At 41.1% G+C, this 16,000-nt stretch carries 10 protein-coding genes and 1 riboswitch; of the genes, 5 read left to right on the top strand and 5 right to left on the bottom strand.

All coding sequences use genetic code 11. The features are described 5' to 3' along the window. From ABV001_RS12630 to ABV001_RS12610, 5 genes are all read right to left on the bottom strand, one after another. Positions 1–1,140, bottom strand: a 1,140-nt coding sequence (locus ABV001_RS12630; protein WP_352423139.1) for a sialate O-acetylesterase, incomplete at its 3' end; no start/stop codon positions are given. A 139-nt stretch (positions 1,141–1,279) separates the two neighbouring features. After that, on the bottom strand, positions 1,280–3,151 hold the full coding sequence (locus tag ABV001_RS12625; protein WP_352423138.1) for a RagB/SusD family nutrient uptake outer membrane protein: 1,872 nt from the start codon (positions 3,149–3,151) through the stop codon (positions 1,280–1,282). 100 nt (positions 3,152–3,251) lie between these two features. Then, complete coding sequence (locus ABV001_RS12620) at positions 3,252–6,398, bottom strand: SusC/RagA family TonB-linked outer membrane protein (protein ID WP_352423137.1); 3,147 nt, start codon at positions 6,396–6,398, stop codon at positions 3,252–3,254. A gap of 250 nt (positions 6,399–6,648) precedes the next feature. Beyond that, positions 6,649–9,264 (bottom strand): alpha-L-rhamnosidase, encoded by a 2,616-nt coding sequence (locus ABV001_RS12615; RefSeq protein WP_323423637.1) that lies wholly within the window; start codon positions 9,262–9,264, stop codon positions 6,649–6,651. A 117-nt stretch (positions 9,265–9,381) separates the two neighbouring features. After that, on the bottom strand, positions 9,382–10,404 hold the full coding sequence (locus ABV001_RS12610; protein WP_323423638.1) for a LacI family DNA-binding transcriptional regulator: 1,023 nt from the start codon (positions 10,402–10,404) through the stop codon (positions 9,382–9,384). A 123-nt stretch (positions 10,405–10,527) separates the two neighbouring features. Next, positions 10,528–10,769, top strand: a riboswitch (cobalamin riboswitch). 109 nt (positions 10,770–10,878) lie between these two features. On the opposite strand from ABV001_RS12610, the gene ABV001_RS12605 reads away from it, so the two are divergent. From ABV001_RS12605 to cobS, 5 genes are all read left to right on the top strand, one after another. Then, complete coding sequence (locus tag ABV001_RS12605) at positions 10,879–13,017, top strand: TonB-dependent receptor plug domain-containing protein (protein WP_323423639.1); 2,139 nt, start codon at positions 10,879–10,881, stop codon at positions 13,015–13,017. A gap of 12 nt (positions 13,018–13,029) precedes the next feature. Then, positions 13,030–13,410: a DUF4430 domain-containing protein gene (locus ABV001_RS12600; RefSeq protein ID WP_352423136.1), complete on the top strand. Its 381-nt coding sequence runs from the start codon at positions 13,030–13,032 to the stop codon at positions 13,408–13,410. Further along, on the top strand, positions 13,410–13,919 hold the full coding sequence (gene cobU / locus ABV001_RS12595) for a bifunctional adenosylcobinamide kinase/adenosylcobinamide-phosphate guanylyltransferase (RefSeq protein ID WP_323423641.1): 510 nt from the start codon (positions 13,410–13,412) through the stop codon (positions 13,917–13,919). The genes ABV001_RS12600 and cobU overlap by 1 nt, the downstream gene beginning before the upstream one ends. A gap of 212 nt (positions 13,920–14,131) precedes the next feature. Further along, positions 14,132–15,154, top strand: coding sequence for a nicotinate-nucleotide--dimethylbenzimidazole phosphoribosyltransferase (gene cobT / locus ABV001_RS12590; protein WP_352423135.1), 1,023 nt, complete (start codon positions 14,132–14,134; stop codon positions 15,152–15,154). A gap of 44 nt (positions 15,155–15,198) precedes the next feature. After that, positions 15,199–15,957 carry an adenosylcobinamide-GDP ribazoletransferase gene (gene cobS, locus ABV001_RS12585; RefSeq protein WP_352423134.1) on the top strand — a complete coding sequence of 253 codons (759 nt, stop codon included), beginning with the start codon at positions 15,199–15,201 and terminating at the stop codon, positions 15,955–15,957. Positions 15,958–16,000: the final 43 nt, after the last annotated feature.

Here is a 16,000-nt window from a genome sequence, read left to right as displayed (position 1 = left end):
TCCACCTGTAGTTTCGATGTATAAATCTTCTTCTTTCCCGGTAAGTCCCCCTGCACGAATAACATCTGCCACTTTGATGACTATTACATTCGCACCTTTTTTCAGCACTCCCTGGGGTATTTGGTAGTATCTATCAACTCCGGCTCCCTTTGTTTCCCCGATCCTGATTCCATTTATCCATGTTACATCGTTATCATCGACCTTACCTAAAGATAATACTCCAGCCTGATTCGCATCTTCCTCTAATACCATAAACTGATATCTGAACCATACTACTCCGTCAAACGAAGCTAAAGCAGTACTGCCCCATTCCTGGGGTTGGGACATGAATTCCCACGATTCAGAATTAAATTCGGGTGCATACCACTTTTCTTTCTCTCCGATATCATTTTCCACTACACTTTCGAAAGCCTTTCTCTTCTCTTCATTATTCTCCAAAATTATTCCGATATCTTCCACCTTTGCATTATTATATTTCGATGTAAACAGATCCGGTAAAAGCTGAAACGAATCCATACTCATCCATGTCTCTATATCAGTGCCTCCCCATGAGGAATTGATTATACCAATAGGTATCCCTCTCTTTTGATGTATTTCCCGGGCAAAAAAGTATGCCACAGCCGAAAAATTCGAGACGGTCTCAGGTGAACATACTTCCCATCGTCCATCCACATCAACGCCGCTTTTTACAGAAACACTGGGTATAACCTTGAATGAGCGGATTCCAGGATAATTAGCCTTGCTTTCTTCAACTTTATAATTATAGACTTGTCCTCCCTCTCCATTGACCGTCATGGCCATATTGGATTGTCCGGAACAAAGCCAGACATCACCAATCAATACATTCTCGAGTTCAATTTCATTTTGCCGGCCAACAACTTTCACTTTCACGTCCTTACCATAATCCATCGGGGGAAACAGAAGTTGCCATTTCCCCATTTCATCTGAAACTACAGTTTTCACTTGTTCGTCAACTACAACTTTTACGTTTTCTCCAACCGGAGCATAGCCCCATATTTTTATCGGTCTATGCGCTTGTAGCACCATATTGTCCGAAAAGATATTGGCCAAACGAACTTGTGCACAAAGCGATAACGTTAAAAAGAATGCCATCAACAATATGGCTGTTTTTTTCATCATGTAAGAATTTTAATGTCCCGATAGAGATAATTTCCAGATTATTTATTTAAATAACTGACAAATATTTAATCGTTAATCGTCACTATCGGAACACTCAATATTAAATAGTTATAAGGCTTATTTCTTTTAAATCCTATATTTAATATCCAGGATTTTCAACTAAATTCGGATTAGCTGCAATACGCCCTTGACCGATAGGAAAATAATAATTCTTTGCAGGGAAAGTAGGTGTTTCATTCGATCCGTCTATATTATCAATAAAATCCACCCGGTACTTTCCGGAAGCAGCATCATACATATAACGCAATCCGGTATATGTACGTGTCAGTGTTTCAACCGCTGTTCTCCAACGTCTTAAATCCCAATAGCGATGATTCTCAAACACCAACTCTACTTTTCGTTCATGACGAATTTTTTCCCGGTCAATAGAACTTAATCTTGCTATCCCCGCCCGATCACGAATTTGGTTAACAGCATCCAAAGCTTCAGCCGGTTGGTCTAACTCAAAAGCTGCTTCTGCATAATTCAGCAGAATTTCTCCAAGGCGGAAGATCAAATAATCGGTAGTTGATTCAGAAAACCAGTTCATATTATTGGCCGTTGTGTCGAGATATTTCATTACGCCAAAACCGGTATTAGGCGTATTTCCTTCCTTGAAACGCACTAATTGATCACCCACAGCCGGGACGCCCTCATATGTATCATAACGTCCATCTATTAACTCGCCATCTTTTGATATAATCCCGTTATGCATGTCAATCCTGTTTTCTCCCAGAACACCACCTACCGCACCTGGCCAGGAGGTTCCGTTTGTCCATACAGAAGCGAAGAAACGAGGATCCCGGTCACCCCACAATTCTTCCATTGTCCACAAACGACTCTTTGCATATTCTTTATCAATCACACCGGAACCACCATCAATCAATTCAAATTCTTCCACCATCTCCAGATAAGGCCCGTGGTAATTTCCTACTCCCCATACATTTGGCCGGGGGCATTCAACCATATCCCAAGACCATCTGTTAGTTCCACCGTCGTTAAATCCCGGGCCAGAGTGTTGCTTGACCATAATTGCTTCACTATTACCCTTCTTCAAGAAAATATTTTTAAAATTCTGGACCTTATCCGCATCTTGGTCATAAAGTTGAAATGGTCCTTGGGAGATGATTTCCTTACTTGCATCATAACATATCTGATAATAATGCGCTGCATCACCACCGGGAAATCCCAATAAGCCGTTTAATTGCTGTGTCCCAAACTGGGCAACACTTGCGGCATATAATGCAGCTCTACTGCGAAGAGCCAAAGCGGCCCATTTGGTGGCCCTGCCAGCTTCAGTGGTAGAAGGGAGTATTCTGGAAATCTCTTCTGTTTCTTGCAGGATAAAATCGAAAATCTCTTTTTCAGTATTCCTTTTAGGGAATAATACGGTTGAATCTGCATCCAATTCTTGCACTTCGGTAATCAAAGGAACTCCTCCGTACCGTTTTGCCATAGCAAAATAACAAAAAGCTCTTAAAAAACGGGCCTCACCTATGCGTTCTTCAACCTTTTCAATGCTCGAATTGGCAGCATTATCAATAAAATTGTTCAATTGCCTGATGGTATAATAAGAATTTCCCCACCATTCAAGCTCTCTGCCATTGGACTGTATTCCGTTCCTTTTCATACCCAATAGGTGCGCCTGTGCTCCAAAGTTATATTTGGCTTCATCTGCTATTTCAAGGGTACGGACTGTACCTTCCATCTGTGCACTAAATCCCATAATAGTACCCCAACTATTATCATCCCGGTTCATAGGTGCACCATCCCAACTCGTCATCAATGCAATCGCATCTTGAATCATTACAGGAGTATTCGCATATAACTCCGCCAAATGTGCGTTCAATAAATAAGGGTCATTCCATACCACTGCATCGGAATATCGATCAGTAGGAGATTGATCCAAAACGTCATAACAAGACGTCATTATACACAAAGCTACTATTGCTATTTTTATTTTTGTTTTCATATGATTAAAATATTTATTTTAAAGGCATCATATGGAACTCGCTTTTAATCATATACTTGTGAGATAATGATTATAATGCTCGTTTCATAATTTGTACGAATTAAAATGTAAGATTACAACCAACACTCATAGTATACTGTTGCGGATAATATACTCCAGCTCCGTATCCTTCCGGCATTTCCGGATCAACACCATACTTGCTGATAGAGCTTATGGTAAAAAGGTTAGTACCTGCAATATATAGTCTAAATCTACTAATTCCCATTTTGGTTAATACCGATGCCGGGATTTCATAACCCAAAGACATATTCTTCAAGCGCAAATAAGCAGTATTATGATTCTGATAATCAGAGTAGAACCAGTTTGTTGATGAACCTCCTGGTCTTGATGATAGCGCGTCAGCTCTGTTATTTCTCGTTTCATGCCAATAATTACTGTAATAAGTTTCAATCGGGGCGGCTGATAAATCAACATAAGTGGTATAATCGAATGCACCCTGAAACAACGCAGAGAAGTCAAAATTTTTATATCTGAAACCCATGTTGACTCCAAAACTCCAGTGAGGTGTCGATCCTTTACCAATTTCTTTTTGATCACGCCAGTTGATTACCCCGTCGCCATTCAAGTCCTTATATTTCACATCACCCGGCCTGAGCGATGAATTATCATTATTCAATGCATCAAAGGTATAATTCCATGCGTCAATCTCTTGTTGACTGGTAAACAATCCATCAAAAACATAGCCATAACGTCGATCAGTATATCGCCCACTATTTTTATATAGCCTGATTTCATCCGGATCCGTATAGACGGCTTCATCATAATCAATCCATTTGGATCTCGAATAAGCGATATTACCTGAAATATCATAACCAACTTTCCCTAACTTTCCAATAGTTCCCAGTCTCAATTCAAAACCGCTTGTACTCAAGCTGTTCAGATTTTCCTGTGGCAGTGCTGCCCCAAAAGTAGAAGGCAATGATTGTACACGGGTACCCGGAACACCTGTACGCTCACGATAGAAATATTCAACCTCCCCATACAATTTACGTTTCCACAATGAAAAGTCAAGACCAACATTATAAACTGACATCTTCTCCCAGGTTAAAGAAATATTAGCCAAACTTGAAGGAACTAAAGCGGAAATCAACGCGTCTCCCATTGTGTAAGTAGCATCATATGAGTATCCTGCCAGATAAGCAAAATTAGCCACGGCATCATATCCAGACGCCCCATAACTCATGCGAAGTTTTAAATTATCAAATGTATTGAACTGATTCATAAATTCTTCCCTTGCAATGTTCCATCCCAACGATACACTTGGGAAATATCCCCATCTATGCCCCTTTGCAAAACGAGAAGAGGCGTCTGCACGCATGATCGTTTCAAGCATATATCGATCCAAATAACTATAATTCAACCGCCAAATCCAAGAGATACGTCCGAGACTGCTGCTACTCGAATTATTGGCTGCCGTAGTAGGGTCACCGGCAAATAATTCTTCTAATGCCATTGATTGAAATCCACTACGTGAAGCATTAAAGCTTTTGTTTTTTTCCAACTGATATTCATAGAGAAACATTCCGGCAACTGTATGTGCATCAAAAAATGTATTATTATAATTCAACGAATATTGTTGGACTAATTTCGAATTATTACTATTGGCTCTACTCAAAAAGAGAGGGTCTTGTGAATTACGAACATGTGTGTATAAATCTGCTTCCGCATTGTAAGTGTAAAACTCTGCCTGATCCTTTACAACTTTTTGATCATAGTCATTATTCCTGTAAATAATACTTCCTTTCGCATTCAATCCGGGAACAAACCGAAAATCATATTTCACATCTCCTTTAAATTGGGTTATATTATTTTGTCTATTTTGATAACCACTTAATTCAGAGTTAGTAGCCCATATCGGGTTACCGTAAGGAATTCCGGCATAAGAATATTTGGTTGGATCAGGTAATGTTAAAGGATAAGTAGGATCAGCTGCATAAATCAAATCTCGCCAGAAATTATTATTCGTCCCTACACCGTCAGCCCCTGAGGGGTAATAACGTTGTTCTTTAAAATGTTGCACATCCATTCCAACGGAAATCTGGTCTGTCACTTTCGCATCCAGATTAACCTGAAAATTATAACGATCATAATTTCCTCCATTCTTCTTCAAAATAGTTTCTTGCGTATTATAGCCAAAGTAGCCATAATATTTAATGTCTTCAGTACCTCCCGAAAGCGTTACATTATGGTTTTGCTGTGGAGCGAACGTTCGAATGGAAGCATCAAACCAATCTGTATTCAAATACCTGGGATCAGTACCATCTTTGTATTTTTGTATCTCCTCTTGGGTAAAAGGAACCAAGCTTGGATCCTTACCTGTATTAAGCCATAAATCGACTTGGTATTGTGCCCGTTCAGCTGAACTTGCAGGTTTAATGACTTTTGTGGATCCTTGCAACGTCAATGAGCTATTGACAGCTATTGTCGGTTTGGATTGTTTTCCTCTTTTGGTAGTAATCAAAATAACACCATTACCTGCCCGCGCACCATAAATGGAGCCGGTTCCATCCTTTAAGATAGAAATCGTTTCAATTTGCTGGGTATCTAAATTGCTCAAACTGGTTTCAATACCATCCACGATAACCAACGGAGCCCCAAACCCACGGATATTTAAGCTGGCATCATCCGCACCAGGAATACCTGATGTTTGTTTCGTAATCAGACCAGGTAATTGCCCTGCAAGCATATTCGTGACATTGGCAATAGGAGCTACAGTAATCTTATCCGATTTAATTTGAGATACAGCTCCTGTTACAGTAGCTATTCTCTGTTGCCCGTATCCAACCACAACAACCTCATCCAAAACTTCGAGATTTTCAATCAATGTGATGACAATCCTTTCTCCCGGGATTGGTTGCACTTGCTGGGATACAAAGCCAATGTAGGAAATTTCCAGCGTTGCATTTTTCTTAACAGAAAGGGAAAATTCCCCGTCAACATTTGTGATTGTACCATTATTAGGTTCCCCTTGTTCAATCACATATGCCCCAATAATTGATTCTCCATTGATATCAACAACTTTTCCTCTGACGGTCTCTTTCTGTTGTTGATCAATGGCGGCACGTTCACTTTTCCCTCCCGATGTGTTTTCTGGCCAATCAGAAGGATTTTGGACATTCAACGCCTTAGCATATATTGAAAATGATAAGAACCCATAAAATGCCAATAAGAAAAAACTGTGTTTCATAATAACGAATATTTAAAAATAAAAAGTTTAAAAAAGAAAATAAGATGATCTGCTTTATCAACAGATATTTACATTAGTATTTTCAACTTGCGGAACTCACTCCGCCATGATTAAACGAAAAGATATTTCTACCTTTAAAATTTCCTGGTAATTTTCAACATTCCATAGGCAATATGTTATATAATTGTTAGACACTCAAATTAACATGAAGAAGTAAGCTAATAGGCAGAACGAATGATTATTGTGATCATTAATGATTAAATATAAATTCGTGACAGCCTCCTCCGATCTCTATTACTCTATCAGTATAGACAGTTGCTCTGGTATTTACTGGGATAGTGACAGAAAGCTTAATCTTGTCACCTTCCCGTCTCCATTCTGATTTAATCAAACCCTTCACGGACTTATATCCACCTTTTACCCATGAGAGGTCTTCAACATAGTCGGGTTTTATAATAATCTTTTCAAATCCTCGATTTTCAGCATCATAATTTATTCCAGCCAGCGTATTTACCATCCAGGCACTTATATCCCCCAAAAACACATGGTTGATCGATGCATCACGAAAATCAGGAGATAAAACCCAGGTTTCGGGCAAGGTGGTAAATCCTAACTTTATCCAGTTACCCCATGAAGGGGCTGTTTCTCGAGTAGCCATCATATAAGCCGTTTCCGCATAGCCATATTTCGATAACATTCTTGGGACATATTTGCTCCCCAATACGCCAAAGTCCAAATGATAATCATTCTCTATAATGGCTTTATTCAAATTCTCCGCAACCTCTCTTTCATATTTTTCCGGGACAATTCCAAAGGCAAGCGCCACAGCTTGAGCGGTCTGTGAGCCATTGGCATAAATACCGGTTTGATGATTGAAATATTTTTCATTGATGAAAATCTTTAAATTCCCGGCTTTCTTTCTATAAGGCTCACTGGAATTTCCTGTTATCTCTGCAAAACGGGCCATTAAGAGATTATCCCAATAATAGAAACATGAGGTAGTGTAATCTGTAGGTGTTTGAGTATCGTAGTATACCCAATCCCCGATACCATAGGTTACTGTTCCATTCTCATCCTCTCTGTTCTTGAGATAATCCAAATAATTTCTGCATGTATCATACACTTTATGGATAGCTCTTGTATCTCCATAATATCTTTCCAAAGCATCAGGTATTATGAATAATGCCGCATCCCATACGGGTCCTATCCAATCATCGTACCCCCAACCCGAACTCGGAATTATGCCGGAAATATTGCCTTCCGGTCTCTGATTATCGATAAAGTCATCCATCCATTTCTCATAGAATTTAATTCCATCATAATTTAATAAGGCCAAGTCTATAGCCACATGTCCATCCGCAGTCCATCCATTTTTTTCACGCTGGGGACAATCGGTAGGAATACTGTGGATATTATTTACATACGACCGGTTTGTGGCTTCCCATATTTTGTTTAATAATTCATTTGAACAGCTAAAATGCCCCACTTTTTCCAAATCGGTATGTATATAAAGAGCTGATAAATCATCCTGTTTCAAAGTAATAGGAGCATCGGATTTAACTTCGACATAACGAAATCCATGATAAGTAAATTCAGGTGTGAACGATTCTTCTCCTTCACCTTTCATATAATATGTATCTGTCTGAAATTCAATATCCTTAATCGATTTATAATAAATATCTAAATTTCTCATTTCTAACCGGCCATTATCCTTTAAGAGTTCACCATGGGTAAGCGTTACTTTTGTCCCTTCCTTGCCGCTTAACTTTATATTGCAAACTCCGGTAAGATTGATTCCCATATCAAAAACATAAATGGTATCACCAAATGACTGCATAGAGACCGCTGGTATTTCTTTTGTCACACGCATCGGTTGCATAGTCTGTGACACAAGCAGGGGGGATGGGACACTCGTTAATATGGCATAATTCCACTTGCTATCATCAAACTGAAGATTATTCCAATTTGGGATTTCTTTACGAGCATCATATGTTTCTCCACTATATATGTTGTTATATATATGGGGGCCTATCGAGGTTTTCCATGTGTCATCTGTCGGTATTATCAAGGAAGTTCCATCTATATACCCCACATGGATCTCCATTATCATCTTTGCCCTGTCACGCCATTGCGCCTTTTCAAAATCCCATGTAGCGACCGGAGCATCTGCATTAAAAAAACCATTTCCCAAAACAGTCGTTATAACATTTCTTCCTTTTCGAAGTGATTCTGTAATGTCGATAGTCGAATACAAATTTCTTTTATCATAATGTGTATATCCGGGGTCTAGTTTTATGTCATTCGGAGCCTCTCCGTTTACATATAATACATAATAGGCAGCAGCGCTTATATAGAGTTTGGCCGATTTAATCTCTTTTTCTACATCGAAGGTTTTTCGAAACATAGGAGCGGGTCCAAACGATTTATCATTCCTATCCGTTATCCATTGAGCAACCCAGTCTGACGTATGCATCATTGCCGTTTCAAAACTATCTACGGCAGATACAAAAATATTATCGTTATTATTCCATGAGGAGATACGCCAATAATACTTTGTATTCGACTCTAAGTTTTTTTCACCTGTGTATTCTACCCGATTTGTATTACCTGATATTTTACCTGATGTCCAAAATAGTACATTTTCATTTAAAGCTTGCTTAGAAACTGCCATATCCAATTTATGGGCTTTCTGTACAAAACTACCCCTATCCGATTGGAAAGTCCATGTAAACCGTGGATTTTGTTCATCAATATTGACGGGTGATTTCAAATATTCACACCGCAAATCTGAAATCGTTACATGCTCATTCATACATGAACTCAAAAAGACAAGACTAAAAACTATCCCTATCGCTATTTTTCTCATGACCTATCTCCTTACTTGAACGGTTAAGTTAAATCTCACTATGTTATTAACTAAAAAAATTTCATCTATACGAATAAAAAACTACTTAAACGGTTAAATAAAGAATTAAAAAAATTACTAACTTCGAAAATCCAACGAACAGGAAAGTATTAATTGCTTAGGTTCAATTTTCCTGTTTCGTTTGGTTCGATTTTGTTTAACAAAATCAATTTGTTCAATCAATAAACTAACCGCATTCCTTCCAATTTCTTCTACTGGCATTCGGGCAACATTTATGCGTGGTGCAACCACTTGAAAGATTGGAACCTCGTGGATACTTGCAAACTCAAACTCAGGCTTTATTCCTCTTTTATGAAAATATTGAAATGCTTCAAGTGCCAAAATATGAGTCGTAAAAAAGAAGCCATCCACATCCGGTACATTTTTTAAAATATCATCTAAAACTTTATAGATATTTTTTTCATAATCCACAAAGTTGACTTCGCCATATAAATCCGGATCAATGCCAAGTTTAGATTCCCTCAAAGCATCTTCATAGCCTTCTCTACGTTGATTCATTGTTGTGAGATAGGAATTTGTAGTCAGAATTCCTATCTTTTTACATCCCTTATTAATAAGATGTTTGGTCAACATATAGCTGCTATCTCTGTTATTGATGATAATATAGGTAGCATTCAACTCTGGAAAATAACGGTCTATAGTTACTAATGGATAAGACTGGTCTATTAATCGTTGAATTTCAATTTTGGAGCGTTTTGTAGGTGCAATAATGATTCCGTCAACCACTTTAGCTTTAAACAACCTGACCATCTCATCTTCACGGTCTATATCAGATTCAGAACTGGCTATCATCAGCGAATAACCATTCTTTCGGGCTTCTGACTCTATTTCTCGTGCCACTTCCGAATAAAAGCTATCGGAAATAGAAGGAAGTATCAATCCTATCGTCTTAGTTGTTCCCGTATTTAAACTTCTCGCTATCAAATTCGGTTCATAGTTAAGTTTCATTGCATACTCAAGAACCTTATTAGCCGTGGATTCACTGATACCCTTTTGCTGCGCCCGTCCAGACAATACCCAAGACACTGTCGTTTTCGACAGATTCAATTCATTGGCTATGTCTTTTAAAGATGGACGCATGGGCTAATTTAACCGATTAAGCTGCAAACTTAGAAAATAAAAATTATAAAAACAACAACCAATAAAACTTTAACATTTAAAAAAACCAAAATAGTTCATTTTTCGATCCCAAATAAAAATAATACCTTTGCACCGCTTTCGGGTATAAAGGAATTCGGTAATTTGCCGTAAGTAAAGAAGCCGAAGCTGTACCCGCAGCCGTATGTTCCCTATGGTTAGACTATTCCGAATATGTAGGATATAGTTTCACCGACAAGGTTCTCCGACGCAGAAAACGCGAAAGTCACTGTCTCTATAAATCGGGATGGGAAGGCAACGGATAACCGGGAACGAGCCGGAAGACCTGCCCGAAAGCATCAGCCATGCAAGCTTTCGGGATAAAAGCAGTGTTGAGTCAGTCGGAATTTCACGACACACTCTCCCTCGAAAGTTTATGGTTCAAACATGTTTCACTGTTTAACTATAAATTTTTTTATGAACAAGAGATTTTTTTCGGGCGTCATCGCTCTGTTTTTCGCCGGCACGTTCCTCCAGGCGCAGGAATCCGCTGAGAAGTCGTATGACCTGGATGAAGTGGTGGTTACTGCCACCCGTATGGGCCTTCCCCTCAAGAACGTTCCACAGAAGGTGGAGATCATCGACAGTAAAAAGATAGCTACGGTACAGGCAGACAATGCTGCCGACCTATTGAAACGAACGGTAAACCTCGATATCATACAATATCCGGGGGCCTCATCGGCGGTGGGTATGCGCGGATTCGCACCTTCCGCCCACAACCGCAATTACACGCTGGTACTGATAGACGGCAAACCGGCCGGTACGACCAACCTCACATCTATCCCGACTGATTTTATCGAGAGAATTGAAGTGGTAAAAGGACCTTACTCCGTATTGTATGGATCGGATGCGATGGGTGGAGTAATCAACATCATCACACGCAGGCCGGACGACACGCGGACCGGTAACGTAAGCATCAGTGCGGGAAATTTCGGGCAGACCAATTTCAACGGATATGCATCGGGAGGCGTTTCCGATAATGTTTCCTTAGCAATCGGTTTTTCAAGAAAAGCACAGGACAAGGACTATCGCATCGGAAAGAAAAACCTGCTGTCTATGACAGAAACAGAAGAGCTGATCCTCGATAAGAAATCGTATGGAGACATCATGACCAACACCCAATACCAGATCAACCAGTTCATGGGAAAACTGAACATTGGGTTCAATGAACTATGGAGCGCCGATTTATCGGGAATATTCGTCACTTCAAACGATATTGAAACGCCCGGTAATTACTGGCATTCATATGGTTTGAGCAAGAAAGACTTCGACCGTACCAATACCATGCTCGATATCCAACGGAAAACTTTCAACAATACATTACTTATCTCACCCTATTATTCCGTATACAACGAGAGTAATTACGACAACAACACCGAGGAGGGATTTATCAACTCCAAAGAATCGGTCAAGCAATACGGGTTAAAACTGAGTGATACGCACACCTGGGGCGACTTTCAACTGGTCGGGGGAATCGATCTGGATGCGCTGAATGTTTCTTCCGAGCGATTTACCGATAAGTTAACGCCTACAAATCCCTACCGGCCCGATCATAGCAGCATGGCCTCGTCGGCGTTTGTGCAGGGCGCGTATAGCAAAGGAGATCTTTTTGTAAATGCCGGCATTCGTTATAACTATACGAATTTCACGCTGAAAGCCGATGATTTTCTGGGCAATGAAAAAAAGAGCACTGGTTATTCCAACCTCAACCCTTCGGTGGGTATTAAATATTTCCTCACCCCATTGCTGAATATCCATGCCAGTGCAGGAAACGCGTTTTATGTCCCCGATGCCTATAAGACAGCCGGGAGGTATCAGGTTGGAAACACGCAATACAGGGGAAATAAAGACCTGAAGGCGGAAACATCCACCTCATTCGATTTCGGAATCAATATATCCAATAATGAATGGCTGAATATTGATGTGACCTATTTCCATGCGCTCTACAAAAATAAAATTGTCAATGATAACAAGACCGATGAGGAGACCAATGAAAAGTATACTACTTATGCCAATGCCGATAAAGGCAGGATGAACGGTTTGGAAATCATGTTCTCTTCCGATATAGCCAAAGCATTTCAATCACGCTATAGCCTCGAACTATATGCAGGTGTCACACACCTGTTCAATAATAAGTTTGATGAGATAACGGCTAAGGATACACCCGATGAAAAAAAGTTGACCAAAGATATGTTATATGTCCGCCGCACCACTGGAAATTTCGGGATCACATTCGATACCAACAACGGTTTTGTAACCCGCCTAAACGCCCGCTATATCGGAAAACGGCTCGAAAACGACTGGATGGCATGGGATAATCTTCGCCCCGATATAAAACCTGAAGACTACTACACTAAAAGCGACTATGAAGCGACTAATCAGATCCTCCAACATTCGGCGCATCTGGTGTTCGATTATTCAGCCCACTACAACGTAACGCCTCAGGCACGCGTCGGGATTTCCGTATCCAACCTGTTCGATGAGAACTACACTGAGAAAGACGGATACAATATGCCGGGACGCAGCATTATGGGGTCCGTCAGTTATTCATTCTAAAATATGGAAATAATGAAACAAAAATTAGCAAGCCTCTTTCTGGCAAGTGTTTTTGCACTGGGCATACAGGCCCAACAGCGAAAGGTAACGGTAGAGATCGATTACGGCGGCAAGAAACCCAACGAAACTCACCAGATAGACTGGTTCGAAGGATTAACGGCGATGACTGCCCTTCAATATTGCGCGACTATTGAATCTTATCCGGTAAAAGAGTATATCTTTGTAACTACCATTAATGGTATAAAAACCGAAAGGACCGTAATGGCCTGGTATTACACTGTAAATGGGGAAAGTACAGGGAAACTGGCATTCCGTTATAACGTGAAACCCGGCGATACCGTACAATGGATTTATAAAACGGATGTTTGTTCAAAACCGGATATAGAAAAATAATGCGTGAGATCATTTTCATTACGGGCGGACAACGATCGGGGAAAAGCCGGTTCGCACAAGAGTTGGCGGAATATTCTTCCGCCAACCCGTTATATTTAGCTACCGCCCGTTATTGGGACGATGATTTCGAACAACGCATCCGCCGCCATCAAACCGATCGTGGAGAACAGTGGGAAACTATAGAAGAAGAGAAACGGTTGAGTTCACTTTCACTTGACGGCCGGACTGTACTTCTTGATTGCATTACGCTCTGGCTGACCAATATCTTCCACGACAACGGCTACAAGCTGGAGATTGCTTTAGAAGAGGCCAAGAGAGAATGGAATGCTTTGATCCAACAGGATTTCCGGCTGATTGTCGTCAGTAATGAGATCGGGATGGGCCTCCATGCTCCCGATGAATCATCACGGCATTTTACCGACCTGCAGGGATGGATCAACCAACACATTGCTGCCTCAGCCGATAAAGTTTACTTGATGATTTCAGGTATTCCTTTGCAAATCAAGTGATGTGGTTAAGTGCCTGAGTGGTTAGGTGCCTGAGTGGTTAGGTGCCTGAGTGGTTAGGTGCCCGAGTGGTTAGGTGCCCGAGTGCTTAGGTGGTTAAGTGAGTTGAGAAAAGGAGACGGGTGAAAAGGGAGACGGGGAGATCAATCTTATTCAATCATCAAATCAGTAAATCAATAAATCAATAAATCAATAAATTAGCAAATCAACAAGACATGAATATTGAAACTGCGCTCCGGCAGAAGATCGACAGTCGTACAAAGCCGGTGGGTTCACTTGGCAAACTGGAGGAGATTGCTTTTAAGATTGGTCGGATACAACAAACGGTGACGCCGGAACTGCATAACCCAACCATACTGGTGTTTGCCGCCGACCATGGCATTGCCGACGAGGGGGTAAGCCCCTGCCCGAAAGAAATCACCCATCAGATGGTGATGAATTTCGTCCATGGTGGCGCCGGTATCAATGTGTTCGCACACCAGCATGGTATCAACCTGAAAATTATCGATGCAGGTGTTGATTTTGATTTTCCGGCCGGATCAGGCGTTATTGATGCCAAGCTGGGCCGTGGCACACACAATATGTTGCATCAACCGGCAATGAGCATAGAGACCTGTCGCAAGGCTATGGAAAAGGGAGCGGAATTTGTCCGTCAGGAATTTGAAAAGGGGTGCAACGTAATTGGTTTTGGGGAAATGGGTATCGGGAATACTTCTCCGGCATCACTGCTACTGCATCAATTTACCGGTATTCCGCTTGATGATTGCGTTGGACGTGGCGCCGGACATGATGATACAGGTGTACGGCATAAATGCGATATCCTTCGACAGGTTGCGGAGAAATACAATCCCGTCACACCGCTCGAAACACTGGCCACCTTCGGTGGCTTCGAAATTGCGATGATATGCGGGGCTGTACTCGAAGCAAAACGGTTAAATATGATCATCGTCGCCGACGGATTTATCGCGACTTCCGCTTTTCTGACTGCACATGAAATGCAACCCGATATTCTCGAAAACACCCTCTTCAGCCATTCATCGGACGAAAAAGGACATATATTGATGCTCAAGTACCTGAAAGGTGATCCGATCCTGCACCTCAACCTAAGGTTAGGAGAAGGTACGGGGGTTGCCCTGTCCTACCCCATCATCCGGTCGGCTTTGATTTTTCTCAATGAAATGGCCGGTTTCGAAGATGCCGGCGTACATGATGTCAGCAACGGCCAAAGTATTCGTTAAACAAAATAATCCGGAAAGTGGGTAAAATCTGATGGCCCAAAAAGATGAAACAGCAACTCAATCTTTTTTTCCATGCGCTCCTGTTTTACAGCCGTATTCCAGCGGGTAAAATCGACTATTCGGAAGAGAACCTGACGAAGGCGTTTCGTTATTTTCCGTTGGTCGGTATTATTGTGGGAGCTGTTGGAGGGGGACTGTTTTGGCTGTTCCGGTGGATAGTTCCGATACCAGTTTCCCTCGTGATAGCGATGGTGGGAATGGTACTACTAACCGGGGCACTCCACGAAGATGGCCTGTCGGATTTCTTTGACGGCTTCGGGGGGGGACGCGATAGGGAGCGTATTCTCTCCATCATGAAAGAGAGCACCATCGGCGCTTATGGGGTCATCGCCCTTATCCTGTTGTTCCTGCTGAAATTTGTATTGTTGCTTTCCATAGACCCATCACATTTTGTAATGGCGCTAATCGCAGCACATGCTTCGAGCCGAATGATGCCCATCTTTCTGGTGAACAGTTCTCATTATGCCCGTACCGGAAACAGTAAAGCGATGCATACGCGCAGAAAAACAGATACTCAAACATTCCTGATAGCGCTTGCTTTCGGTCTCATACCGCTGGTTTTCATGCCCTGGCAAATCATTTTGGTTACCATTCCCGTATATGCGATGATCGTGATTTTATTGAAAAAATATACGGAAAGGAAGATAGGCGGTTTCACCGGCGATGTATTGGGAGCGCTGCAACAATTCTCAGAACTGGCATTCTATCTTATTTCTGTTGCGGTATATACTGTAATAAGTTAAGAGTTAAGAGTTAAGTGTTACATATCATCACATCGTTGACAGT

This window comes from Proteiniphilum sp., from assembly GCF_040307845.1.
Lineage (GTDB): Bacteria > Bacteroidota > Bacteroidia > Bacteroidales > Dysgonomonadaceae > Proteiniphilum.
The sequence above is the reverse complement of the archived record's forward strand: the minus strand, read 5'-3'. Positions and strand labels throughout refer to the sequence as shown.